Below are 25,907 nucleotides of genomic sequence, written 5' to 3' on the forward strand. Positions count from 1 at the left end.
TAAAAAAATCTCTAATCATTTAAAACGGTTAGAGATTTTTTTTAGACTTATTATAGAAAACTACAATTTCCTTGTTGATTCTCTTTCTTTCAGTTTTGTTTTGATCACCACCGTCTCATAAGGAATGTGCTCTTCTTTGGATTCTAATCTTGCGATAAGCAATTTAGCAGCAACTTCGCCTATTTCTATTCCGTGCTGACTTACTGTAGTTAAACTTGGAGATAACCTTCTAGAAGCTAAAATTCCATCAGCAAAACCAATGATAGAGATTTCTTCTGGAACTTTATACCCTTTTTTAAGAGCAATACGCAATGCGGCCACCGAATCATTTTCCTCCAGAGCAAAAACTCCATCTATTGGATTGTTATCAAAAATACTTTCAATTTTATCCTTTAAATTTTTTTCAGAATCCGTTCTAAGAATTATATTAGTATTTACTGGAATATTATTATTTTCCAATGCCTTAAGATACCCTTCAGCTCTTAATTTACCAACACTTAAATTATCTACCGAAGAAAATAAAGCGATGTTCTTGCATCCTACATTTATTAAATGTTGCGTAGAATTTAAAGCCGAATCAAAATCATCGACTACAACTTTATCACACTCCACCCCATCGGCAATTCTATCAAACATTACTATAGGTGTACCATCATTAATAATTTCCTTAAAATGATTGTATTCATGATTTTTTTGTGCTTCTTCAGAAACGGAAACAATAAATCCATCAATAGTCCCATTACTTAGCATTTCAAGTGTATGTGCTTCTTTTTCTAATGATTCATTTGAGATACACATAATAACATTATATCCTTTTTCATCCGCTATTTTTTCTATACCGCTAAATACTTTAGCAAAAAAAGAATTCAAAATATTGGGAATAATTACACCAATGGTTTTTGTCTTTCTATTTTTAAGGTTCAGACCAATTACATTGGGTTTATAATTTTTAAGTTTAGCATATTCTTTAATTTTAACCTTTGTCTGATCGCTAATCTCCGGGCTATCGTTCAGCGCTTTCGAAACTGTAGAGACAGAAACATTCAGTTCTTTTGCGATTTGTTTTAATGTAGCTTTAGCTTTCATAAATTTAAAATATTAACGGGTAGACTATATGGCAATTATACAAACTATTTCAATAATTTTATAATAACATTCACTAAAATTAAAGTACCTTTAAAAGATAATTAATTAAAAATCAGCAATTAAAATTTTATTTTTATTATTATTTTTGTGATAAATTTTATCAATCGCAAATATACATATTAAATCATTAATCAGAAAACATACAACTATTAACCTTTTGAATGTTTAAATTATGAAAAATGCAGTTTCGATTCAAGAAGTCAAACCAAAAACCACTCCTTCCCTGCCCGAAAATTTCAGGAATTAAGTTTTTTTTACATAATTAACAAAAAAAATTAAAAATCTAAAACCGAACCCCTAAAAATCTCGTTTATACCTAGTATACTTATAATTAATAACCTTTAAAGAAATTAAATTATGAAAAATGTAGTTTCGATTCAAGAAGTAAATCCATCTTTCACAAATAGAAGGAACTTTCTGAAAATTAGTGGGCTCACACTTGTGGGCACAAGTTTGTTATTAGCAGGTTGTAATAATGACGATTACGAGAACAATCCAGCAAATCAGTTTCCCGGAGTAAGGAATGGGGTTTTTGATTTAGGTGGTGGCGATTTTGGTGTCTTAACCTATGCGTACGCACTAGAACAATTAGAAGCCGATTTTTACACTAAAGTGGTAAACTCTTCTGGATTCACAACGAATTTCACAGCGCAAGATCAGGCAGTCCTTACTGATTTGTATCGTCATGAAGTAATTCACAGAGAATTTTTCAAGACAGCCTTAACAGGTGCTTTACCAGACCCAAACACTCAATTGTTACCTACCTTAGCTTTTGACTATGGAACCTTAAATTTCAGCAACCGTACGCAAGTTTTAGCTACTGCAAAAGCGCTGGAAGACACAGGAGTAGCTGCTTATAACGGCGCCGGGAAATTAATAAAAAGTCCTGATTACCTACTACTAGCAGGAAAAATAGTTTCTGTTGAAGCGAGACATGCATCGGCTATCAGAAGCCTAATCAATCCAAATTCAAAAGATTTTGCCGGCGATGATGTGGTAAATGGTACAACAGGCTTAGATGTAGCAAGTAATCCATCCCAAATACTTCCTGTAGCTGGTGGATTTATCACAACAAATTTTACTGCTCAGTATTTACCATAAACTTTTAAATCTAGAAATTATGAACATATTAAAATTTATAGAGTCTCTTGCAGATGAAAGTGTAATGCAAAGTAAGGGCTCCAGAAGAGAAAGTTTAGGTCAATTCAGTCAATTGGGAAAAAATTTAGCTTTGGCAGCAATTCCATTCGGATTAGCATCAGTATCAACTTCTGCCTATGCAGCAGATATTCCACCAACACCAAGTACACCAATCGGTGCTTTACAGCTTGCCTTGACTCTGGAATATCTTGAAAAAGAATTTTATCAAATGGCTTTAGATTCCGGTGTAATTCCGCTACTTGAAAATGCAGGACGGGATAGAAAAGTTTTTGAACAGATTTCCAAACACGAAAACAGCCATGTTACTTTTCTAATCGCAGGATTAGGCGGAACAGCAAGCGCAAACTTCGTGCCTAAACCCACATTTGATTTTACCGTTGGCGGTGCCTTTAGTCCGTTTACAAATTACCCAACCTTTCTTGCCTTGGCGCAAGCCTTTGAAGACACCGGGGTACGAGCCTATAAAGGACAGGCCGGAAATTTAATTTCGACTCCTGATTTACTTACAGCTGCATTACAGATTCACTCTGTTGAAGCCCGACATGCCTCAGAAGTAAGAAGATTAAGAGGATTAAAAGGCTGGATTTCCGGAAACCAAAGAGGTGCAGGAATGCCAGCAGCAACACAAGCCGTATATGATGGCGAAGAAGTTACACTGCAAGCTGGCTATAATACTGCTACATTATTTGGAGCAGATGCAGGTTCAGAATCTTATGACGAACCTCTAACCACAGCTCAAGCAGTAGCAATAGCAAATATATTTATTGTATAAAATTGAATGCACTTAATAACAAAACCATTTGAATTCTAAAATTCAGATGGTTTTTTTGTGTACGACTTTATTTATCACCCTATTAATGAAAATTAATCCCCTGTTTCTATCCAAAAATCAATCTATAGATATTTCGTTAAAATTATCTTTTACAGGTATTTGTATTTAAAATAATTAATTGTACTTTTGCAACCCCTTTATTGGGGATGGAATGTTTAATTAAAAATATATTATGGACGCATTAAGCTACAAGACACAATCAGCAAGCAAAGCCACCGTTACAAAAGAGTGGATTGTTGTAGATGCTGATGGTCACAACTTAGGTCGTCTTGCTTCAAAAGTCGCTATGATTTTGAGAGGCAAGTACAAGCCAAGTTACACACCACACGTGGACTGCGGTGATAACGTAATCGTTATCAACTCAGAAAAAATTAACCTTACAGGTAACAAGATGAAAGAGAAAACTTACATCCGTCACACTGGTTACCCTGGAGGGCAAAGAACTTTAACTGCCGAAGTATTGCAATCAAAAAATCCTGCATTACTAGTAGAAAAAGCGATAAAAGGGATGTTGCCAAAAAACAAAATTGGCGCTGAACTTTTTAGAAATCTAAATGTTGTTGTAGGGTCAGAGCACAAACAAGGCGCTCAAAAACCTAGAACAGTTAACCTTAACGATCTTAAATAATGGGAGTTATTCACAAAATCGGTAGAAGAAAAACCGCTGTTGCACGTGTTTATGTTTCAGAAGGAACAGGAGTAATCACTGTAAACAAAAAAGCATTCGAAACGTACTTCCCAACTGCAACTTTACAGTACAAAGTATTACAACCTATGTCTATGACAGAGAATGTAAGCAACTTTGACGTAAAAGTTAACGTTTACGGTGGTGGTTCAACTGGTCAAGCAGAAGCTGTAAGAATGGCATTGGCACGCGTTATGTGTGAAGTAAATGCGGAAAACAGAGCTATCTTGAAACCAGAAGGTTTATTAACAAGAGATCCAAGAATGGTTGAACGTAAGAAATTCGGTCAGAAGAAAGCTCGTAAGAGATTCCAATTCTCTAAACGTTAATATTACCTGTCTTGTTCAAATGGGACAAGACATCGTTCATTTATTATTGAATTTAAAAAACAAAGTTGTTGTTGCTCTCCTACCGAGGTAGGAAATAGTTTAGCATCTAAATGTATAAAGCCGGGAAACCGCCATTTATTCATTGCTAATCAACAGAACGTAAACTAGAACAAAAATGGCAAACAAAGTAGAAGTAAAAGAATTACTAGAAGCAGGTGTTCACTTCGGACACATGACTAGAAAATGGGATCCAAATATGGCTCCTTACATTTATATGGAGCGTAATGGTATTCACATTATCAATCTATATAAAACTGCAGCAAAAATTGAAGAAGCTAATGAAGCTTTGAAAAAAATCGCTGCATCAGGTAGAAAAATATTATTTGTTGCTACCAAAAAACAAGCAAAAGACATCGTTGCTGAAAAAGCAAAAGCTGCAAACATGCCTTACATCACTGAAAGATGGCCTGGTGGAATGCTAACTAACTTCGTAACTATCCGTAAAGCTGTTAAAAAAATGGCTACTATTGATAAAATGAAGAAAGATGGTACATTCATGACTCTTTCTAAAAAGGAGCGTTTGCAAGTAGATCGTCTTCGTGCTAAATTAGAGAAAAATTTAGGTTCAATCGCTGACATGTCTAGACTACCAGCTGCATTGTTCGTAGTTGATATCAAAGCGGAACATATCGCAATAAAAGAAGCTCAAAAATTAAACATTCCAGTTTTTGCAATGGTTGATACAAATTCTGATCCTCGTGAAGTAGAATATGTAATTCCTGCAAATGATGATGCTTCTAAATCAATTGATAAAATTTTATCTTTAGTTACAGCTGCAATTGTTGAAGGACTTTCTGACAGAGGTTCTGACAAAGAAGGTGAAGCTACTGCTGAAGTTGTTGCTCCTGCTACCACTGAAGTTGTTGCTCCTGCTGCTGAAGCTGTAGAAGTAGCTCCTGCTGTAGAAGCTGCTGCTCCAACTGCAACTGAAGAATAAAACATAAACATTTAATAATTGAAAGATTAAAAGATTAAAAGATTCGTGAATTTACAATTTACGAAAGCTATTTTTTAATCCTTTAATCTTTCTATTTTTTAATCTTTAAATTAAAAAAACATGGCAACAATTACTGCTGCAGACGTAAATAAATTAAGAACAATCACTGGTGCAGGTATGATGGACTGCAAAAAAGCCTTGGTTGAAGCAGACGGAGATTTTGATTTAGCTATCGAAAACTTACGTAAAAAAGGACAAAAAGTAGCTGCTAACCGTTCAGATAGAGAATCTACTGAAGGCGCTGCAATTGCTGTTGTAAATGCTGACAAAACTGCTGGAGTTGTTATCACATTGAACTGTGAGACTGACTTCGTAGGGATGAATGAAAATTTTGTGAAAATGGCTACTGAAATGGCTAATTTAGCATTGAATTTCAATACTAAAGAAGATTTCTTAGCAGCTGATTTCAACGGAATTACTGTTGCTGATAAATTAATCGAGCAAACAGGAGTTATCGGTGAAAAATTAGAAATCAGAACTTTCGAAAAATTAGAAGGTGCTTTCATCGGATCTTACATCCACTCTGGAAACAAAATCGCTACTTTAGTTGCGCTATCTGCAAATGTTGAAGGTGCTGATGAAGTTTCAAGAAACGTATCTATGCAAGCTGCAGCTATGGCTCCAATTGCATTAAACGAAGAAGGTGTTGATGCAGAAACTATCGCTAAAGAAATCGAAATTGCTAAAGACATCCTACGTCAAGAAGGAAAAGCTGAAGCAATGTTAGACAATATCGCTAAAGGTAAATTAGCTCGTTTCTTTAAAGACAACACTTTAGTAAACCAAGATTACATCAAAGACAACAAATTAAGCGTTGCCAATTATGTAAAATCTTTAGATAAAGACCTTATCGTTACAGGTTTCAAAAGAGCTGCTTTAGGATAATCATTCTAAAATAATTTCTGAATTCTAAATTTATTTTAAATTCTGATTACAAATATAAAATCTCATTCACTCGAATGGGATTTTTTTTTAATCAACTACTGTCTGTTTTATAAAACATAAATTTCAAATTAAAATACTAAATTTGAGTACTAATTATCATTTATGTTTAAAACCAAAAAAGAGCTCGTATTTGTTATACTCGCAGGCATCTTCATTACCAATGCTGTAACTGCTGAATTAATTGGCGGGAAACTCATACAAATAGGTCCGTTTGTGATGAGTATCGGTATTTTGCCCTGGCCAATTGTTTTCCTGACAACCGATTTAATCAATGAATACTTTGGAGAAAAAGGAGTAAAAAAATTGTCTTTAATTACTGCCGGCTTAATAGCTTACGCTTTTATACTTTTATTCTTAGCCATAAGCATCCCCGCTGCAAAAGGAATAAGTCCGGTAAATGACGACCAATTCTTTGCAGTTTTTGGCCAAAGTATGTGGATTATTGTCGGAAGTATCATTGCCTTCTTAATCTCCCAATTGATTGATGTAACTATTTTTTGGTATTTCAAAAACCGAACAGGAAATAAAAAAATATGGCTCAGAACAACGGGTTCTACTATAATTTCTCAATTATTCGATTCCTTTATTGTACTTGGAATTGCTTTTTGGTTGCCCGGAAAAATTAACTTTGATACTTTTATAACTTCCGCTTTGACGGGTTATACATTCAAATTAGGAATAGCCATTTTATTGACCCCCCTGATTTACTTGGGACACTACATTATAAAAAAATATTTATCAGAAGAAACAGAATAAATCATGGAAGAAAAAACAAGATGTAAATGGTGTGTTGGTATTGATATTTACGAGAAATACCATGATGAAGAATGGGGAGTTCCGGTTTATGAGGATCAAAAATTATTTGAATTCTTAATCTTAGAAACTTTCCAAGCAGGACTAAGTTGGATTACAATCCTTAAAAAGAGAGAAAACTTCAAAGTAGCTTTTGATGATTTTGACTATAAAAAGGTGGCTCTTTATACCGAAGATAAAATTCAGGAATTACTTCAAGACGCTGGAATCATCCGCAATCAATTAAAGGTTCGCGCTGCCGTTTCGAATGCCGTAACCTTTATGAAAGTACAAGAGGAATTTGGTAGTTTTTCAAAATACATTTGGGGATTTACCGATGGAAAACCCATTCAAAACAACCGACAATCCTTAAAAGAAGTTCCTGCAACCACACCACTTTCTGATGCTATCAGTAAAGATTTGAAAAAACGCGGGTTTAAATTCGTAGGTTCTACAGTGGTTTATGCGCACATGCAAGCCACTGGAATGGTTGACGATCACGTAGCAGATTGCTGGAAAAAAACAGTGACTTTTTAAAAACCAATAACAAAACAAGTTCTTAAAGTTTTGTTTTTTTTTCAAAATTCAAGAATCCGTATTAAATAATATCCTATTTTTGTTCCACACTTTAGGGGTGTCTACAAAATTGTAGGCTGAGAATTACCCTCTGAACCTGATCTAGTTCATACTAGCGTAGGGAAAAGTAAGATGACTTCCTTGTACATTTATGTACTCCTGTAGCCATTCCTAAAGTAGAGACGCACTGCATGCCTCTCTACAAATTAATTAAATTTAAAAAGGAATGGAGCTCAAAATCAACAATCAAACCAAACAATTTGCCCCTGACAGCCTTACTGTTCAGGCACTTCTTGACTTGGAAATTCCCATCAAACAAAACGGAATTGCCATAGCCATCAATAATACCGTTATTCCAAAATCCAACTGGAATTCCTATCCTATACAAGAAACCGACGATATTCTCATCATCTCTGCAACCCAAGGAGGATAGTTTGGCTGCTCGGGCGGGCTATCCATTTCAAGTCCGCAGTTGCAATCCTATAAAACATAGTCTTAGTCAAAGCTTCCTTGCGGTCGCTTCACTAATCCTTGTTTTATTTGGCCTTCAACTTTACGGGCTTTCCATTACTATCCCTAGCAGAATACAACACTCCTAAAATCATAAAATTCAAACAAATGAATAACGAAGAAAAAATCTCAAGAACTCCTTTCCCAAATTCTACAAAAATTTACGTAGACGGAACCATTCATCCCATAAAAGTAGCGATGCGCGAAATTGCATTGGCAGACACTAAATTATCCAACGGACGAATAGAAAAAAATCCTCCTGTAACCGTTTACGATACTTCCGGTCCATTCACCGACCCAAATATCGAAATTGACATTCGAAAAGGATTGCCACGCATCCGTGAACAATGGATTCTGGACCGCAATGATGTCGAAGAATTGACTGAAATCTCTTCTGAATATGGGAAAAAACGTTTGAATGACGAAAAACTAAACAAATTGCGTTTTGAATATTTACACAAACCCATGCGTGCCAAAAAAGGAGCCAATGTATCCCAATTGTATTATGCAAAACAGGGAATTATCACTCCCGAAATGGAATACATTGCCATTCGTGAAAACCAACGCTTGGAGTTGATAAATGAACAAACCAAGGCGATGCAATGCCAACACGGCGGAAACAGTTTTGGAGCCAACACTCCAAAATCCAAGATCACACCTGAATTTGTCCGCAGCGAAGTAGCCAGAGGCCGCGCCATTATTCCAAATAATATTAACCATCCCGAAAGCGAACCGATGATTGTGGGGCGCAACTTCTTGGTAAAAATTAATGCCAATATCGGGAACAGCGCTGTAACCTCAACTATCGAAGAAGAAGTAGAAAAAGCTGTTTGGGCCTGCCGTTGGGGAGCTGATACAATTATGGATTTATCTACAGGTAAAAATATTCACGAAACCAGAGAATGGATTATTCGAAATTCTCCCGTGCCTATTGGGACTGTACCTATTTACCAAGCTTTGGAAAAAGTAAATGGTGTTGCCGAAGATTTAACTTGGGAAGTGTATCGGGATACGTTAATCGAACAAGCGGAACAAGGCGTTTCCTATTTCACCATTCATGCCGGTGTTTTATTGCGTTACATCCATTTAACTGCGGAACGTGTTACCGGAATTGTTTCCCGTGGTGGTTCCATCATGGCAAAATGGTGCTTGTTTCACCACAAAGAAAACTTCCTTTACACCCATTTTGAGGATATTTGCGAAATCATGAAGCAATATGATGTTGCTTTTTCTTTAGGAGATGGCTTACGCCCAGGTTCTATTGCCGATGCGAATGATGCCGCCCAGTTTGCCGAATTGGAAACACTTGGTGAACTGACAAAAGTAGCTTGGAAACACGATGTCCAAGTATTTATCGAAGGTCCCGGTCATGTACCGATGCACATGATTAAGGAAAACATGGAGAAACAATTGGAACATTGTGATGAAGCTCCTTTTTACACTTTAGGCCCATTGACTACCGATATAGCACCAGGTTATGACCACATCACCTCAGCCATTGGTGCGGCAATGATTGGTTGGTACGGATGCGCGATGTTGTGTTATGTTACGCCAAAAGAACACCTTGGTTTACCCAACAAAAAGGACGTTAAAGACGGAGTAATTACGTATAAGATTTCTGCACATGCAGCCGACTTAGCCAAAGGTCATCCAGGATCACAATATCGTGACAATGCGTTGAGCAAAGCGCGTTTTGAATTCCGTTGGGAAGACCAATTCAACTTGTCGTTAGATCCTGATACAGCCCGTGAATTCCACGATGAAACATTGCCTGCCGACGGAGCAAAAGTAGCTCATTTTTGTTCCATGTGTGGACCAAAATTTTGTTCTATGAAAATATCACAAGAAATTAGAGATGTTGCTGAAGCTGAAAAAGGCATGCAAGAGAAGTCGCAAGAGTTTATTGAACAAGGGAAAGAGATTTACAGTTAAAAAAGTTATGAGTTATGAGTTGCAAAACCGAAAATAAATGCTGTTTACCTAAACCATGATTATTATTTCAAATCCTATTTCCGTTCCAAACGAAATCAACGATATTCATTCGCTTTTTGCGGAAGGATTGATGTTGTTTCATGTTCGTAAACCTGATTTTTCGGAAGCGGAAATGAAAGCGTTTTTATCGGAAATAGGATTGGAATTTAGAAGTCGATTGGTTTTACATAGTCAGCATCATTTGGCGGAAGAATTTGGAATCAAGCGAATTCATTTTACTGAAAAAATGCGAAATGGAGTGATAAATACTCCTGCAAGGTTTTCAAAACCTAGTAGGTCTTCTGAAAATAAAATCTTTAATGAATTGAGAGAAAAGGGATTCCATCTATCAACTTCGGTTCATTCGATGGAAGACTTTAATACTTTGAATGATGTTTTTGAATATGCTTTTTTAAGTCCGGTTTTCGATAGTATTTCCAAACCTAATTATGCTTCAAAAACCAATCATTTCGAAGCGATAATACAAAGAACTAATTTCTCCACAAAACTAGTGGCGTTAGGCGGAATCTCCCCTGATAACATTCAGCAAACATTGAAATATGGTTTCGACAAAGCAGCCCTTTTAGGAACCATTTGGAACAGCAACAACCCAATAGAAAATTTCAAACTATGTCAACAAATCGCCCATTCGTTTTAACAATAGCCGGTTTCGATCCCTCGGGAGGTGCAGGAATTTTAGCGGATGTAAAAACATTTGAACAACATCGTGTGTATGGTTTTGCTGTGAATACTGGTAATACTATTCAAACCGAAAATGTGTTCTACGAAATGCAATGGACCGACTTAAATTTTATTTTGCGTTCCATACAAATGCTATTCAAGAACTATAGTATCAAAGCAGTAAAAATTGGCATTATTCCTTCTTTGGACTATTTAAAAGAAATTGTTTATACCGTAAAAAGGCTTTCGCCAAAAACAAAAATCATCTGGGATACCGTTTTGAAATCCACTACCGAATTCGATTTTATAAACATCAAAAATCAAGCTTTTTTGATTGAAATATTGAAGGAAATTGATTTGATAACACCCAATTACAATGAGATTTTACAACTGTCTTCGGAAGAAATTAATGCAGAAACAATTGCAGAAATCCTTTCGGAATATTGCGCCGTTTTACTAAAAGGTGGCCATAATCCAGACGAATTTGGTGTTGATTATCTATATACAGGAAATAAAATTTTCAGGCTTACGCCAAAAGAAGCTTTAACATTCGAAAAACACGGTTCCGGCTGTGTATTATCATCAGCCATTACAGCCAATTTAGCTTTGGAACAGCATCTGAAAACTGCCTGTATTAATGCCAAAAATTATATAGAAACCTACTTACAATCTAACCAAACCAAATTAGGATACCATTATGTATAACAAATTACAATACATCTCACAGGGAAACACAGTCGAAGAACAATTGTATAATATCCATCAAGCACTGGACAATGGTTGTGATTGGATTCAAATGCGATTCAAAAACCAAAACGCTCTTGAAGTTTTTGCTTTGGCGGAAGCCGTGAAGTTTTTATGCGAAGAATATTTAGCGGTTTTTGTCATCAACGACAATGTCCATCTGGCACAGCAATTGAATGCTGATGGAGTCCATTTAGGTTTGAGTGATATGAATGTTGCAGAAGCCCGAGTACTTTTAGGAAAAACAAAAATCATTGGAGGAACTGCAAATACTTTTGATGATGTGCTCCAAAAAACAGCCGAAAATTGTGATTATATTGGTCTGGGTCCATTTCAATTTACAACTACCAAACAAAATTTAAGTCCGATTTTAGGACTTGAAGGCTACCGCACGATTATCGAAAAAATGAAAATGAAAAAGATTCAAATTCCCATTTATGCCATTGGAGGCATCACACTGGAAAATGTCAAAAGCTTAATGGAAACCGGAATTTATGGCATTGCCGTTTCTGGTTTGATTACACAAAGCGAAAAACCATCCCAACTTATCACGCAAATTAACGACAATTTATATGTTACCATTTAAAATAGGAGACAAAACCTTTCAATCCCGCTTGTTTTTAGGCACAGGAAAATTCGGTTCCAATCAACAGATGGAAGAAGCCATTTTAGCTTCGGGAAGCGAGTTAGTGACTGTAGCGCTAAAACGTGTCGATTTAGAAACTGAAACGGATGCCATTTTAGCACATCTGAAACATCCACAAATTAATTTATTACCCAATACCTCCGGAGCACGAAATGCCAAAGAAGCCATTTTTGCAGCACAATTAGCCCGCGAAGCGTTGGAAACTAATTGGCTAAAACTGGAGATCCATCCTGATCCAAAATATTTAATGCCCGATGCAATCGAAACCTTAAAAGCTACGGAAGCATTAGCCAAATTAGGATTTATCGTTTTGCCCTACATACATGCGGATCCTGTTTTATGTAAACGACTGGAAGATGCAGGAACAGCCGCTGTCATGCCTTTGGGCTCCCCTATTGGAAGTAATAAAGGATTAAAAACCATCGATTTTTTAGAAATAATAATTGAACAGAGTAAAGTTCCCGTGATTATTGATGCTGGAATTGGCGCACCCTCTGACGCAGCCAAAGCGATGGAAATGGGCGCCGATGCGGTTTTGGTAAATACTGCCATTGCCGTTGCCGGAAACCCAAGACTGATGGCAGAGGCTTTTAGAGAAGCTGTTATTGCAGGCCGAAAAGCCTACGAAGCGCAACTGGCACAAAAAGTAAATCGTGCGGTAGCTTCGAGTCCATTGACGGCTTTTTTGTATGAATAGACCTCTACATTCCCAATCCCTTCAGGGTTTTAAACATTGAAGGGGTTCCTTAATTAATAATCTAATTAAATGAAAACATTTAAATCGGTTTTTGAAAACTATGATTGGGACACCATTCAGTCCAAAATATACCAAACCACAACTCAAGAGGTAGAACGGGCATTGGCCAAAAGCAAACGGAACCTGGATGATTTCCTTGCATTGATTTCTCCGGCTGCTCAAACGTATTTGGAACAAATGGCACAGATGAGTCACGAACTGACCAAAAAACGCTTTGGAAAAACCATTCAGATGTATGCGCCTTTGTATTTGAGTAACGAATGTCAAAATATTTGTACCTATTGTGGTTTTAGTTTAGACAATAAAATCAAACGAAAAACCCTCAACGAAAGCGAAATCACATTAGAGGTAGAGGCCTTGAAAAAAGCAGGATTTGATCATGTTTTATTGGTAACAGGCGAAGCCAATTACACGGTAAACATTCATTATTTCCTAAAATCGATTGCCCAAATAAAAAATGATTTTTCTACCATTTCAGTCGAAGTGCAACCGCTATCTACTGAAGAATACAAGCAATTGCATAAAGCGGGTGTCTTTTCGGTTTTGGTATATCAGGAAACCTATCATCAGGAGGTTTATAAAAAGTATCACACAAAAGGTAAAAAATCAAATTTCGATTTTCGTTTGGAAACTCCTGATCGAATAGGAACTGCGGGTATTCATAAAATTGGATTGGGTGTTTTATTGGGATTGGAAGATTGGCGCACCGATAGTTTTTTTAACGCTTTGCATTTAGATTATTTGCAAAAAACCTATTGGCAAACCAAATATTCCGTCTCTTTCCCGAGATTGCGTCCCGCAGAAGGAATCATCGAGCCTAACTTTATTATGGACGACAAAGATTTAACGCAACTTATTTGTGCCTACCGCCTTTGGAATGAAGATTTAGAGATTTCTATTTCCACCCGTGAAAATGAAATTTTTAGAAATAATATAATCCCAATTGGAGTTACCAGCATGAGTGCAGGTTCAAAAACCAATCCCGGTGGTTATGTTGTCGATCCGCAATCCTTGGAGCAATTTGAAATTAGTGATGAGCGCTCGGCACACGAAATTGCAGAAATCATTGCAAATAAAGGATACGAACCCGTTTGGAAGGATTGGGATAAAATATACAGTCAAATGTCATAAAGTCTTAATGTCGAAAGAACTCAACTTACTTTTTTTATCTTCTTTTGACTTTTAACTTTATGACTTTCAACTTTAAGACTAAAAAAATGAGCATTATTCAAGATTTTTTACGTTACAACCGCCAGATGATGTTACCGGAAATAGGTGATTCAGGACAAGAAAAACTCAAAAAAGCCAAAGTTTTGGTGATTGGTGCAGGTGGACTGGGTTGTCCTATTTTACAATATCTAACAACTGCAGGAGTGGGAACTATTGGAATTGTTGATTTTGATAAAATAGAATTACACAACCTGCACCGCCAAATTTTATATACGGAGAAACACGTTGGTCAATCAAAAGCAATTACGGCAAAATCGGTTTTAGAAACTTTAAATCCGTTGATTCAGATTATTGCTTTGGAAGAAAAATTAAGGGCAGAAAACGCAGAAAAAATTATACAAAATTTTGATGTGATTGTTGATGGTTGCGATAATTTTGAAACCCGTTATCTTGTAAATAACACTTGTGTAGCGTTAGGAAAATCATTGATTTATGGCAGCATCTTGAAATTTGAAGGACAAATGGCTGTTTTCAATCACAATGGAAGCAAAAATCTTCGTGACTTATTCCCAGAATCACCGAATCCAAAAGATGTCCCCAATTGCAATTTGAATGGAGTATTGGGTACGCTTCCAGGGATTATTGGCACAATGATGGCGCATGAAACTCTGAAACTGATTATGGATTTACCAACTTTAGAAAATGAATTGGTACTTTTTAATACTTCAGAGTGGCGTTTTACAAAATTGAAATTTTAGAACTATTTGCTTTTCAAAATTTCCATAAATTCTTCTCTATCAATTTCCATACAGCCTAAACTTTCAAGATGTGGATTATAAACTTGGCAATCCAACAGTTTATAATTAGCCTTTTTTAATTGGTTGACCAAAGCAATAAAAGCCACTTTGGAAGCATTAGAAACTTTGGAAAACATACTTTCACCACAAAACACATGACCCAAGTCGATTCCATATAAACCCCCAACCAAAACTTCATCTTGCCAAACCTCAACCGATTTTGCAATTCCTAATTCATGAAGTTTACAATAGGCTTCAATCATGTCATTAGTAATCCAAGTGCCGTTTTGACCATCGCGTTCTATGTTTTGGCAGTTTGAAATTACGTCCCTGAAATTCTGATTAAACGTAACCTTGAAAATATTTCTATTGAGAATGTTGCGCATACTTTTTGAAACAATCAATTCATCCAAAAACAAAACCATTCTGGGATTTGGTGACCACCACATAATTGGTTCTCCATCTTCAAACCACGGAAAAATGCCGCTTTTATAAGCAAGTTGCAATCGTTCCGGAGACAAGTCACCTCCAACGGCAAGAATACCATCAGCATTGGCTTGGACAACAGGAGGAAAAAATAAAGGAATTGACAAATAATACATTCTTATAAAATAAAAACCCGACAGTGTTTTGAATACCTGTCGGGTTTGTTTTTACTATATCAATAGAAATTCAAATGATTAAAAAGGCAAATCGTCTGCTTCTTCTTCGTTTAAGTTTGTTGCTGGTGCAAATGCTTCAGTAGCCGGCATTGGGGGCATTTGCGCAGCCGAAGCAGCTTCAGCTTGCAATTTTCCTATTCTCCATCCTTGGATAGTATTAAAATAAACCGTTTCCCCTTGAGGATTTGTCCATTCTCTACCTCTTAAATTAATATCAATTTTCACAGCTTCTCCTACTTGAAAACCGTTCAATAAGTCACATTTATCTTGAACAAACTGAACTAGAATATGTTGTGGATACTGCTCATCAGTTGTAACAACAACATCTCTTTTTTTGAAACCTCCAGATCCAACTTCTTTAGTTTGATCGATCATTTTAATTTTTCCTGTAACTTCCATCTTCTATGTTTTAATTGTTTTGCTCTATTTTTTTCTTTCCGCTAAAAGCACCTTCCATGCTGAAAACACGTCATTAGCATTTAAATATTTTTTAGCTTCCATATGCACTTTTTCGGCATCATCGGAACTTAAAACTCCTTTTACTGCGAAATTTTCTTTTACAAATATACTAACTTCTTCCATTGTAGGCAAGGCTTCAATATTACCCAACATTCCTAAATCATTCCCATCAAAAACAGGACTTTCTTTTATAAAATCTGGAATCACATCTACCCCAATTCCTAATGTGGATAATGGCTTTGGGACTTCAAAAAGACCTTGATTCGACCTGGAATACCAGTTGCCGCCTAATCTGGAAACTAAGTCAATTTTGTGTTGATCAATCGCTCCATTTTCGTCTAAAACAGATTCGTCAATATGAATACGCACTACTTCACAAAGTACTAAATTCCCGGCTCCTCCTTCCGTTCCCAATGGAATAATCTGAGTGACTTTACATTCAAATTGAACGGGGGATTCTTTTACCCTAAAAGGTTTTACCACCTCCGAAGCAATTGGAGTCAAGCCAGATTTTATAAACTCATCTACTCCATCAGCATATTCCGTACTGGCCAGAGAAGTTTGCTGAACTATATTATAATTTACTACATTAATCACTACTTCACGAGTCGCTTCGGCATTGATTAACGTATGTTTTATCGAATTATCACGAACGCGTCTTGCTGGCGAAAATATCAGAATCGGAGGATTAGCACTGAACACGTTAAAGAAACTAAAAGGAGATAAATTTGGATTTCCCTTAGCATCCATAGTACTGGCAAAGGCAATAGGTCTAGGCCCAACGGAACTTTGCAAATACCCTTGCAATTTTGCTGTTTCAATACTTTTAGGATCAATAGTAATCATACGTTTTTAATTTATTGCTGAAAGATACAAAAGTAGACAAATGAATTAAGTTTAAGAAGTAGTAACCCAAATTAGAATAAAATAAAGGCTTGATTTTTTCAAAAAAAATTCTTTCTCTAAAACTAAAATACAAAAGCATTTATTTCGTTATATTTATACCTCTAAATTATATTTATGCAGTTTTCTGAAAGAAGAAATACAACTCGTTGGGTTATTATTTTTGCCTCCTTTTTAATCATTTTATTAATTCTCTGGAACACTTATACGTTTTTTCAAATCTTCAAAAATGAAGAACGATTAAAAATGAACCTTTGGGCAAATGCACAAAAGACACTCAAAAATGCCGGAGAAAATACGGATGTGGAACTTCCTCTTCAGATTTTCAGTAACAACACCTCTATTCCTATTATACTTACAGAAAATGACAGCATCATAAACACCGTAAACATTGACGATGCTATTGTAAAGAATGACAGTAAAGCTAAAGATTTCTTATCCGATCTAAAAAGTGAAAATGACCCTATTATAATTGAATATGTACCTGGGAAATTTCAATATTTATATTACGGAAATTCTTCATTACTTAACAAGCTAAAATACTATCCTGTTGCCTTATTGTTAATCATTGTGCTTTTTGGAGCGCTCGTCTACAATTTTTACAGAAGCACCAAAATGGCGACTCAAAACAAGCTTTGGGCGGGAATGGCAAAAGAAACCGCACACCAGATAGGAACGCCGCTTTCTTCATTGATTGGCTGGGTCGAACTCTTGAAATCCGAAAATGTGGATGAAAGCACCACTTTCGAAATTGAAAAAGACATTGAGCGTTTACAAACCATAACCGATCGTTTTTCGAAAATAGGATCTGAACCAAAATTAGAAAACAAAGACATCGTAGCAGAAACCTTTCAATCCTATGACTATTTACAATCCCGATTTTCGAAACAAATTGAGTTTTCGTTTAAAGCGCCAAAATCTCCTATAATTGTTTCTTTGAATCCTACTTTACACAGTTGGACCATTGAAAATCTCGTAAAAAACGCCATTGATGCTATGAAAGGAAAAGGACAATTAGCGCTGGAAATAGAGCAAGAAGGTGATTCAGTAAAAATAAACGTTTCCGATTCCGGAGGTGGTATTCAAAAAAAACAATTCAAAACCATCTTTGAACCCGGATTTACTACTAAAAAACGCGGTTGGGGATTGGGTCTTTCGTTAACCAAAAGAATCGTGGAAGAATACCATAAAGGAACCATAAAAGTGTTAAATTCCGAAATTGGAAAAGGAACAACTATGCAAGTCAGTTTTAAAAAAAGTAATTTAGTTTAACGAACTCCAAACCGAGACACTTTAAAAAACATCGTTTTTCTGACTATTTTAGACTTACTCAAATAGTTTTGCACAAACAAAGCGTGTTCTTCGGCTTGCACCAAAGCTTTACTTATCGATTTTTTAATCGACGCTACATTAGATGCGTTTCCACTGCCAACTGAACCAACGCTGTAAATATCGCTCTGACATTTGGCCAGTTGTTCTCTTGGTGTTTCAATCATATTACTAATTTCATCATCTGATAAAGCAGGGTTAAACTTATTGTTTCTGTAATGAATAAAATCATTCAATAACACAACGGCCTCATTCATTTCATTCACAATAGCATTCAATTTTTCGATATTGGTATTTTGTCGCAAATAGGTCAACTGTTTCTTTTTTCCTTCGTAACGCTCCAGAATCATCGCGTTTTTTAATCCATTTTTTTCTATTCGTTCAGCTGAAGCAAACAATTGATCAACTTCTGACTCCTTATTGTGCTTGGAAATTTCTTTCTCAAAGTCGAAGTATTTCTTGGCTTTATTGATTTGAATTTTCCCTTCATAAAACTCACCATTGGTAATAGGGTAATTCGAAAATTGCCATAAATAATCAAATGGAATGTGGGAAGCAATTATTTTAGCAGGATCAACCTTAAAATAATAATTATTTATTTTTTTAGAAAATCTCCCATTATTGACATAACCTGAACCCCAAGTAGGGTCAAACAAATACCACTTTTTGTCAATTTTTGCAGCTGTCCAAGCGTGAGCTAAGTCACCTACTTTTCCGTTTTGCTTAGTATATCCTTCAATTATATAGGATTGGATTCCTATTTTTTGTGAAAGCTCATTGAAAACGACAGCATAATGAATACAAACACCTTTTTTAGTTTTTAATGTCTTTGCGATTTTTTCCTGTACTGTTTCATTGAAATTTACAGCATACATATTTGCAATATCATAGCTTATATTGGATGCGGTCCAGTAAAAAACAGCGCGAATTTTATCGGTATCTGTTTTAAAATTAGCATTTATATAATTGGCAATGGCCTCAGTAGAATTAGTGGAACTTGTGGAAATATTAGACATCTTCTTGTCGATCAAAGCATAGCCTGCATTAGCCTGGCCAAAACTTAGAAGTGAGAAAAAGAAAAAAAGTACTAAAAAAACATTTTTCATATTAGATAATGTTCAAAAAATCAAAAGGGAATGGGTTTTCACCTATTCCCTTTCTAAACTAAAACCATACCAATTTATTTTATTTATGCAACTATTATAAATTGGTTTTAATACTTTCTGCCAAAGCTTCAAATTCATCTTTGGACAATGATACTTTATTTTGAAAACGCATTTCATCCATTTCATTCAAGGGAATTAAATGAACGTGTGCATGGGGAACTTCAAGCCCTACAACTGCCATCCCGATTCTTTTGCACGGAACCGTTTTTTCAAGAGCAACCGCTATTTTTTTAGAAAACTGCATGAGTCTGATATACAAATCGTCTTCCATCTCAAAAATCTTATTTATTTCTTGTTTCGGAATACAAAGTGTGTGTCCTTTTGCATTTGGATTTACATCCAAAAAGGCCAGGAAATTTTCATCTTCTGCGATTTTGTAACACGGGATTTCTCCGTTTATGATTTTTGTAAATATGCTGCTCATTTTTTTTAATTATTAGGAATTAAGATTTCAGGTTTTCAAGACTCCGTCTGCAAACTGCGACTGAATACTGATTACTAACCTTAGTCACGAGATATTTCTAAAATTTCAAATTTTAACACACCATTAGGAACTGTGATTTCTGCAACTTCGCCCACTGATTTTCCTAGTAACCCTTTGCCAATTGGTGAGGTTACAGAGATTTTTCCAGTTTTCAAATCGGCTTCACTTTCAGCTACCAGCGTGTATTTCATCTCCATTCCATTAGCTTGATTCTTGATTTTCACATTCGACAAAACCAACACTTTAGAAAGATCTAAATGAGATTCATCAATTAACCTGGCGTTAGAATGTACTTCTTCCATTTTAGCAATACGCATTTCGAGCATTCCTTGTGCCTCTTTAGCCGCATCGTATTCGGCATTCTCAGAAAGGTCGCCTTTATCTCTCGCTTCGGCTATATCTGCAGATGCTTTTGGACGCATTACGCTTTTTAAATAATCTAATTCTTCTCTTAATTTCTTTAACCCTTCTGCGGTGTAATACGATACTGTACTCATAACTTCATCATTTATATAAATAGAAAAAATCCCATCAGGACGGGATTTCTTTCCACAAAGATACTATTATTTTTTTTTGTCTATAAATATATGTTAATCATATATAATTCAAAGTTAAATAAATTAAATTTGTTTCGCTAATACTTTGACACTATTTTAAAATGAAAAAATACCTGCTGCTTTCCGTTATAATTCCTTTCTTTTTTTCGTGTAGTGATTCAGGTTTTGATAACACAAATCCATTTGTCCCTAATTATACTTTCACGGTAGATATTAATATGAATTTGCCGGCGTATTCGAATCTTAAATATGCCAGCAATGCTATTTATTATCCCGGAGTAGGCGCACGTGGCATTATTGTTTTTAATACCGGCAGCGGTTACAATGCTTTTGACGCTGCTTGTCCCAATCAAGCTATAAGTTCCTGTTCTACCATGACCATAAATGGGATAAATGCCGTTTGTGGATGTGACAGTAAAGAATACAGTTTATTTACCGGACAGGGAACTTTACAATATCCAATGAAGCAATATAGAGTTCAAGTAAACGGAACGGTTCTTCGAGTTTATAATTAAACTTTTTAAACATAGATTCAATTTTGTTTACTTGTATTTTCTTTAATTTGTTTACATTATATTTTCTTTAAAAGCATTTAATTAATTCGAATTCTCATTCAAATTATGATACATTTTATGGAATATTTCATTTAGTGGTAAGCTCTCAGCCATTTTTTTTAAATTTCTTTCAAAACTTGTAAAAAAAAAAATCCGAAACATATTTAAACTTTTCGGATTTTTTGAAATGATGAAAAAGCTCTTATTTTAAGAGAGAAATGTTAAATTCCTGAGTTAAAATTTCGAACTATTTTTTTTGTCAAACGTATATCTAATACCAAAAAGGCTTCTAATAGCAACATCATCTTCAATCCTTAGTTCAGGTGCTAATTCAAAAATAATTGCTATTTTTTTAAAATCCTTTATTGGGAAAATTTCTAATACGGTTGGAATCACAAATGAATTCACTTGATCAGGACTACTAAAGGGACTCAGATTAATCCCTAATCCAATGGAGAATCTGTGGTATTCTTTGGTTTTAAAATTATAAAACACATTACCCTCTATTGGCATATCTTCTACATAATGATTAGTGAAAATTTTTAGTTCAAAACTTATTGCCCTGCTTTTACTTGTGTTTATTCCCAAAACATAATTAGAATATCCCGTTACAGCGATTTGTGAATAACTTTCAAGGCCTAGAGAAAACAAAATGATGATGAATATATGTTTGAAATTTTTCATTGTAATAGTGATTGATATTTTTTAATAGTTTAAAACCTAGTTAATAAAGATAATCTATAAGTGTTTTCTTTTAATGTTTATATGAGAAAGATTATAAACTTGAGAAATAGGCTCAGTAAATTGTACTATTGTTAGTCCTAAATCATCATCTCTATCTTTACTAGGCACAGTAACAGAAACTGACACACCTCCTGGAACAGCAGGTGGAATAGTATAAATAAAGGCATTAGAATTACCACCGTCCACTTCCATCCATTTTTCAGTCATCCAATTTCCGAATGTTGAAGTATTCCAATCAGCAACAAAAAATCCATAATCGTACCATTTATTATTCCTAAAATGACTCCTTTTGCGTTTATCAAATTCTTTATCTTTTACTTTAACCCCCTTTGAATCAAATATAATTATTCTAAACTCTAATTTCCCAGCTATCCATGGCTCTATTTCATTCAAATCAGTAACTTGAATAATTCCTCCATATTCTGGCTGTCCGTCAAACCTAGACGGAGGTGAACTAACAAAAGTTTGAGCTGTTAATAAATCATCTCCTGCCGAAGACATATTTACACCCATTTCATCTAGTCCAATCACCCATACATCATTTTCCCATGCATATTCTTCTGTAATATTATCAAAAAAAGCAAGGTCACCATTACTATCGAGAACATAACCCGGAGCGCTGTAAGTTTCCGGATTATAAACATCGCCATCTACACTTATGATTTGCGCCAATTGTTCTGCAACTTTAGAAAGTTTCTGATTAGACTTCTCTTCAATTGTTTCAGCTCTTGGATAAAAAATTAATGGCTCTAAACCTCCATTTACCATTTTAACTTTCTCAACATAGTTCTTTAGTTCATTTACAAAATCTTTATATGCCGATTTATCTTCATATTCTTCAATAATTTTAGACAAATAAACATTATAATCACCATGCTCTTGCTTAAGACACTCCTTTAAAACAAACTCTTTGAAGCTTTTATTCTTTGACATTTTTAGAATTGAAATCGTAGTTTTTTTCTTTAATTCTACTATTTCTTTTTCCAAATTATGATTAGAATTTACAGAAGATGATTCAGTTTGATTATCACATCCATAAAAGACAAACACAACAATAAAAAATATTAAATAATTTTTCATAATTAAATGGTTTAAATTTATAATTAGTTTTTGGTTAACCATTGTAAATATCAAAAAAAAAAAATACAATTTAAAGAATTATCTTATTTAATTAATAAAAATTTAACAAGTTCTATTTTACAATTAAGTATGTAACTATTTTGTATTTTAACATTTAAATTCAATGGATTTAATTTCATCATTACAGTTAATGCTAATCCCATCAAAATGAATTTTATTTTTTCATCAAACAAAATAGACTGTTTTTCTTATAAAAAATAAGAAACATAGAAGTGATTTTTAAATAAATTTGCATCAAAATTCTTAGCAAACAATCGCTATAACCAAAAAATCCTGATAGTTAAACCATCAGGATTTTTTACATTATAACTAAAGTAATATTCTAAAACTTCAATGTCAATCCGACAAGAAAATTAATTCCCGCTTGCGGATAATAATACGGATAAACATCATACATGTATCCATTAGAAACATATTTTTTATCTAAAAAGTTATTTACTAAACCCGTCAAAACAATCGATTTAAAAACCGATTTTGGTTTAAACTCATACGCAACGTTCAAATCATTCACAAAGTAATCGGCAAGTTTTGCTGCTGGCAGTTCAATATTATTCATGTATTGCTCCCCGACAAACTTTTGCAACCATGAAATATGAAGATTCTCCACTGGTGTATAGACCAGAATATTTCCTGCAATAATTGATGGTGAATATGCGATATCCGTAGTCCCATAATCCTGACCCTCTACCGCTAAATCGGTATTTTTATTAGCGCTCAAAGTAAAATTAGGACGGATAATCAATTGACTTGTCAACGCTATTGTAGCATCTACTTCTAGTCCTAAACGGTAACTTTTCTCGCTATTGGAACGTATCGGGGCGCCTACATCATCCAGATTTCCAGTCAAAATCAATTGATCTTTATAGGCCATATAATACACATTCGAATTGAATTGTACTTTCTCCGCAACATATCTCCAACCCAATTCAAAGTCATTCAACTTTTCTGGCTTTACATTTCCGCCTTCATAATCGGTTCTGTTTGGTTCTCTGTTAGCTCTGGCGTAGGAAAAATACAAAGCATTATGAGCATTGATGTCATAGGTCAATCCTGTCTTTGGATTAAAGAAATTAAACGTATCATCCACTGCTGTTGGCTGAACGCCATTGGCTTTATAATTAACCGTACGGTATTGTAAATCTCCAAATAAACTTAATTGCTTTGTGATTTGGTAATTGGCTTTGGCAAAAACAGTTCCATCGGTTTTAACGGCATAATCATCATAATAACGATCTCCTAATTCACTCTGTGAAGCAAATCGTGCCCAAATAACTTTCCCGAAGTGGCTCCCTTCATACTTATTCCATCCTCCACCAAAAATTACATCCAGTTTGTCTTTCTTGTAATTTGCAGAAAATGTAGTTCCGTAAAAATCATTATCCAACCATTTTTGACGAATCAAGTCCGTTGTTGTTATTACACCAACGGGTTGTAATCCATAATCAGCTAAATCAGCGTCTTCTTTATAATTTTCATAGAATCCTTTCCCTTTCGTGTAATGCAAAGCTAAATTAGCACTCCAGTTTTCTGATATTTTTTCGTTCCAATGCAGCTGAGAGTGATCTTGCTGGTAATTATCGGTTTCATTGTCATAAAAACGAGCATTTCCTTGTTCGTCCGTAAAAGCTCCTGCTGAATTAAACGTTCGGTCATTGTTCAGCGTTTCACCGTCAATTCCGTTCCAAGACTGATATGTTTTCTCTTTCCCTCCAAAAACCAAGGCTTTGATTAATGTTGTTTTCCCTACATATGTTCCTTGAAGAAAATAGGATTTCAAATCAGATGCACCTCGATCCACATATCCATCCGAATTTAAAGCAGACAATCGTCCCGCAATTTCGAAATGATCGTTCATTAAACCTGTACTGAATTTTACCGTGTGTTTTCGAGTATTGAAACTTCCAAAAGAGTTCGAGATTTCTCCCGTGCTTTCTTTGGCAAAATTATCAGTAAGCATATTTAAACTGGCACCGAAAGCGCCTGCTCCATTAGTCGAAGTTCCTACACCGCGTTGCAATTGTAAACTCTCCAGCGATGAGGCAAAATCAGGCATGTTTACCCAATACGTTCCGTGACTCTCCGAATCATTGTACGGAATTCCGTTGATAGTAACATTCACTCTTGTTGCATCGCTACCACGAACACGAATTCCAGTATATCCTACTCCATTTCCGGCATCAGAAGTAGTAACAACTGATGGTAAATAATTCATCAAAACAGGAATGTCTTGTCCTAAATTTCGGAATTTGATTTCCTTTTTGTCCAAGTTGCTAAAACTGACCGGTGTTTTTGTAGTGACACGAACTGCCGAAACCAAGACTTCATCGAGTTGGTTTACTTTAGTGGTGTCTTTGACCTGAGAAAAAGAGACCAAAGATGAGAGAAGAAAGACCGAAGACATATAATATGTCAGATTCTTGAACTTTGGGACTTTGAGACTTTGAGACTTTGGGACTAAAATAGTATTCATCCGTAAAAAAATTACGAATAAAAGGGGGAATTATTCTGTTGTTAAATTAAAAAATGATAGTTTCCTATGACGAATTAAAGTAGCTTACTCGCTATTTTTTGTCATTTTTTCCCTTGACAACATTACTTGTCCAGGTTCTTTGGGTATAATCTCAGCTCGTTATTTAGAGCACCCCTTTGAGACGGGACAAAACTAATTATAAATTGTGAATTATGAATTATGAATTGCAATAAATTAATAATCGGGTTTTCTACGGGATTGTTTTATCTCAGATAAATTTTTCTTATCCTTGATTCTTTTTTTGATAACTGATTTTGGAATTTTTGTGGCTTTTCGAATTTTAGGAACAATTAATGCATTTTTGATGAGTTCCAAAAATCGTTTGGTTACTAGTTCTTTGTTTCTAAACTGACTTCGATCTTCATCACAATTCAATATTAAAACAGAATCAGTGGTCAGTCTGGAAGACAATTTGGTTTCGACCAAAAGCTTTTCTTCTTCGGTTAAAGCCTGAGAATTTTTCAAATCAAAAGTCAATACCACTTTTGAAGAAACTTTATTTACATTTTGACCACCGGCTCCACTACTGCGGACGGCTTTAAAACTTAACTCAGATATGATTTTTTCGTTTTCCAAATTA

General features: G+C 35.1%; 29 protein-coding genes and 1 riboswitch. Of the genes, 18 read left to right on the plus strand and 11 right to left on the minus strand.

Annotated elements, in window-relative coordinates; all coding sequences use genetic code 11:
- Positions 1–60 precede the first annotated feature (60 nt).
- Positions 61–1,086, minus strand: coding sequence for a LacI family DNA-binding transcriptional regulator (locus E0H99_RS00470; protein WP_131990299.1), 1,026 nt, complete (start codon positions 1,084–1,086; stop codon positions 61–63).
- Between the two features lie 417 nt (positions 1,087–1,503).
- On the opposite strand from E0H99_RS00470, the gene E0H99_RS00475 reads away from it, so the two are divergent.
- The 16 genes from E0H99_RS00475 to E0H99_RS00550 all read left to right on the plus strand — a co-directional run bounded on the left by E0H99_RS00475 (position 1,504) and on the right by E0H99_RS00550 (position 14,760).
- On the plus strand, positions 1,504–2,247 hold the full coding sequence (locus tag E0H99_RS00475; RefSeq protein ID WP_131990300.1) for a ferritin-like domain-containing protein: 744 nt from the start codon (positions 1,504–1,506) through the stop codon (positions 2,245–2,247).
- A 19-nt stretch (positions 2,248–2,266) separates the two neighbouring features.
- A complete protein-coding gene (locus E0H99_RS00480) occupies positions 2,267–3,079 on the plus strand; it encodes a ferritin-like domain-containing protein (protein ID WP_131990301.1) in 813 nt (270 codons plus the stop codon).
- Positions 3,080–3,311: 232 nt separating this feature from the next.
- Positions 3,312–3,767 (plus strand): 50S ribosomal protein L13, encoded by a 456-nt coding sequence (gene rplM / locus E0H99_RS00485; protein WP_131990302.1) that lies wholly within the window; start codon positions 3,312–3,314, stop codon positions 3,765–3,767.
- Positions 3,767–4,153 (plus strand): 30S ribosomal protein S9, encoded by a 387-nt coding sequence (gene rpsI / locus E0H99_RS00490; RefSeq protein WP_066080508.1) that lies wholly within the window; start codon positions 3,767–3,769, stop codon positions 4,151–4,153. The genes rplM and rpsI overlap by 1 nt, the downstream gene beginning before the upstream one ends.
- Positions 4,154–4,328: 175 nt before the next feature.
- A complete protein-coding gene (gene rpsB / locus E0H99_RS00495) occupies positions 4,329–5,150 on the plus strand; it encodes a 30S ribosomal protein S2 (protein ID WP_131990303.1) in 822 nt (273 codons plus the stop codon).
- 120 nt (positions 5,151–5,270) lie between these two features.
- Positions 5,271–6,095 carry a translation elongation factor Ts gene (gene tsf, locus E0H99_RS00500; protein WP_131990304.1) on the plus strand — a complete coding sequence of 275 codons (825 nt, stop codon included), beginning with the start codon at positions 5,271–5,273 and terminating at the stop codon, positions 6,093–6,095.
- 162 nt (positions 6,096–6,257) lie between these two features.
- A complete protein-coding gene (locus E0H99_RS00505; RefSeq protein ID WP_131990305.1) occupies positions 6,258–6,911 on the plus strand; it encodes a queuosine precursor transporter in 654 nt (217 codons plus the stop codon).
- A gap of 3 nt (positions 6,912–6,914) precedes the next feature.
- Complete coding sequence (locus E0H99_RS00510; RefSeq protein ID WP_131990306.1) at positions 6,915–7,484, plus strand: DNA-3-methyladenine glycosylase I; 570 nt, start codon at positions 6,915–6,917, stop codon at positions 7,482–7,484.
- Positions 7,485–7,567: 83 nt separating this feature from the next.
- Positions 7,568–7,664: riboswitch (TPP riboswitch) on the plus strand.
- An 85-nt stretch (positions 7,665–7,749) separates the two neighbouring features.
- The gene (gene thiS / locus E0H99_RS00515) at positions 7,750–7,956 is read left to right on the plus strand and encodes a sulfur carrier protein ThiS (RefSeq protein WP_131990307.1); all 207 of its coding nucleotides are present in this window, start codon (positions 7,750–7,752) and stop codon (positions 7,954–7,956) included.
- A gap of 185 nt (positions 7,957–8,141) precedes the next feature.
- On the plus strand, positions 8,142–9,965 hold the full coding sequence (gene thiC / locus E0H99_RS00520) for a phosphomethylpyrimidine synthase ThiC (protein WP_131990308.1): 1,824 nt from the start codon (positions 8,142–8,144) through the stop codon (positions 9,963–9,965).
- A gap of 55 nt (positions 9,966–10,020) precedes the next feature.
- Complete coding sequence (locus tag E0H99_RS00525) at positions 10,021–10,662, plus strand: thiamine phosphate synthase (protein ID WP_131990309.1); 642 nt, start codon at positions 10,021–10,023, stop codon at positions 10,660–10,662.
- Complete coding sequence (locus E0H99_RS00530; protein ID WP_131990310.1) at positions 10,635–11,390, plus strand: hydroxymethylpyrimidine/phosphomethylpyrimidine kinase; 756 nt, start codon at positions 10,635–10,637, stop codon at positions 11,388–11,390. The genes E0H99_RS00525 and E0H99_RS00530 overlap by 28 nt, the downstream gene beginning before the upstream one ends.
- On the plus strand, positions 11,383–12,015 hold the full coding sequence (locus E0H99_RS00535; protein ID WP_131990311.1) for a thiamine phosphate synthase: 633 nt from the start codon (positions 11,383–11,385) through the stop codon (positions 12,013–12,015). The genes E0H99_RS00530 and E0H99_RS00535 overlap by 8 nt, the downstream gene beginning before the upstream one ends.
- Entirely contained in the window at positions 12,002–12,772 is a 771-nt protein-coding gene (locus E0H99_RS00540; protein WP_131990312.1) for a thiazole synthase, read from the plus strand. The genes E0H99_RS00535 and E0H99_RS00540 overlap by 14 nt, the downstream gene beginning before the upstream one ends.
- 69 nt (positions 12,773–12,841) lie before the next feature.
- A complete protein-coding gene (thiH, locus tag E0H99_RS00545) occupies positions 12,842–13,963 on the plus strand; it encodes a 2-iminoacetate synthase ThiH (RefSeq protein ID WP_131990313.1) in 1,122 nt (373 codons plus the stop codon).
- A gap of 86 nt (positions 13,964–14,049) precedes the next feature.
- A complete protein-coding gene (locus E0H99_RS00550) occupies positions 14,050–14,760 on the plus strand; it encodes a HesA/MoeB/ThiF family protein (RefSeq protein ID WP_131990314.1) in 711 nt (236 codons plus the stop codon).
- A 2-nt stretch (positions 14,761–14,762) separates the two neighbouring features.
- On the opposite strand, the gene aat is transcribed toward E0H99_RS00550, so the two are convergent.
- The 3 genes from aat to E0H99_RS00565 form a co-directional block, all read right to left on the minus strand.
- On the minus strand, positions 14,763–15,401 hold the full coding sequence (gene aat / locus E0H99_RS00555) for a leucyl/phenylalanyl-tRNA--protein transferase (RefSeq protein ID WP_131990315.1): 639 nt from the start codon (positions 15,399–15,401) through the stop codon (positions 14,763–14,765).
- A 78-nt stretch (positions 15,402–15,479) separates the two neighbouring features.
- Complete coding sequence (locus E0H99_RS00560) at positions 15,480–15,860, minus strand: DUF3127 domain-containing protein (RefSeq protein ID WP_131990316.1); 381 nt, start codon at positions 15,858–15,860, stop codon at positions 15,480–15,482.
- Between the two features lie 24 nt (positions 15,861–15,884).
- Positions 15,885–16,766 carry a flavin reductase family protein gene (locus E0H99_RS00565; RefSeq protein ID WP_131990317.1) on the minus strand — a complete coding sequence of 294 codons (882 nt, stop codon included), beginning with the start codon at positions 16,764–16,766 and terminating at the stop codon, positions 15,885–15,887.
- Positions 16,767–16,940: 174 nt separating this feature from the next.
- Here E0H99_RS00565 and E0H99_RS00570 point away from each other — a divergent pair, with 174 nt between their 5' ends.
- Positions 16,941–18,095 carry a sensor histidine kinase gene (locus tag E0H99_RS00570; protein WP_131990318.1) on the plus strand — a complete coding sequence of 385 codons (1,155 nt, stop codon included), beginning with the start codon at positions 16,941–16,943 and terminating at the stop codon, positions 18,093–18,095.
- On the opposite strand, the gene E0H99_RS00575 is transcribed toward E0H99_RS00570, so the two are convergent.
- The 3 genes from E0H99_RS00575 to greA form a co-directional block, all read right to left on the minus strand.
- Positions 18,092–19,258, minus strand: coding sequence for a transglutaminase domain-containing protein (locus E0H99_RS00575; RefSeq protein WP_131990319.1), 1,167 nt, complete (start codon positions 19,256–19,258; stop codon positions 18,092–18,094). The genes E0H99_RS00570 and E0H99_RS00575 overlap by 4 nt on opposite strands.
- A gap of 94 nt (positions 19,259–19,352) precedes the next feature.
- Positions 19,353–19,742 carry an HIT family protein gene (locus E0H99_RS00580; RefSeq protein WP_131990320.1) on the minus strand — a complete coding sequence of 130 codons (390 nt, stop codon included), beginning with the start codon at positions 19,740–19,742 and terminating at the stop codon, positions 19,353–19,355.
- An 80-nt stretch (positions 19,743–19,822) separates the two neighbouring features.
- Complete coding sequence (gene greA / locus E0H99_RS00585) at positions 19,823–20,299, minus strand: transcription elongation factor GreA (protein ID WP_131914926.1); 477 nt, start codon at positions 20,297–20,299, stop codon at positions 19,823–19,825.
- A gap of 161 nt (positions 20,300–20,460) precedes the next feature.
- On the opposite strand from greA, the gene E0H99_RS00590 reads away from it, so the two are divergent.
- A complete protein-coding gene (locus E0H99_RS00590) occupies positions 20,461–20,874 on the plus strand; it encodes a hypothetical protein (protein WP_131990321.1) in 414 nt (137 codons plus the stop codon).
- 273 nt (positions 20,875–21,147) lie between these two features.
- Here E0H99_RS00590 and E0H99_RS00595 read toward each other — a convergent pair whose 3' ends face one another.
- From E0H99_RS00595 to arfB, 4 genes are all read right to left on the minus strand, one after another.
- Positions 21,148–21,597 carry a hypothetical protein gene (locus tag E0H99_RS00595; protein WP_131990322.1) on the minus strand — a complete coding sequence of 150 codons (450 nt, stop codon included), beginning with the start codon at positions 21,595–21,597 and terminating at the stop codon, positions 21,148–21,150.
- Between the two features lie 54 nt (positions 21,598–21,651).
- A complete protein-coding gene (locus tag E0H99_RS00600; RefSeq protein WP_131990323.1) occupies positions 21,652–22,737 on the minus strand; it encodes a hypothetical protein in 1,086 nt (361 codons plus the stop codon).
- Positions 22,738–23,119: 382 nt separating this feature from the next.
- Entirely contained in the window at positions 23,120–25,267 is a 2,148-nt protein-coding gene (locus E0H99_RS00605) for a TonB-dependent receptor (RefSeq protein WP_131990324.1), read from the minus strand.
- Positions 25,268–25,501: 234 nt separating this feature from the next.
- Positions 25,502–25,903, minus strand: coding sequence for an alternative ribosome rescue aminoacyl-tRNA hydrolase ArfB (arfB, locus tag E0H99_RS00610; RefSeq protein ID WP_131990325.1), 402 nt, complete (start codon positions 25,901–25,903; stop codon positions 25,502–25,504).
- Between the last annotated feature and the right edge of the window lie 4 nt (positions 25,904–25,907).

It is taken from the genome of Flavobacterium sp. GT3P67, assembly GCF_004349155.1.
GTDB classification, from domain to species: domain Bacteria; phylum Bacteroidota; class Bacteroidia; order Flavobacteriales; family Flavobacteriaceae; genus Flavobacterium; species Flavobacterium ranwuense.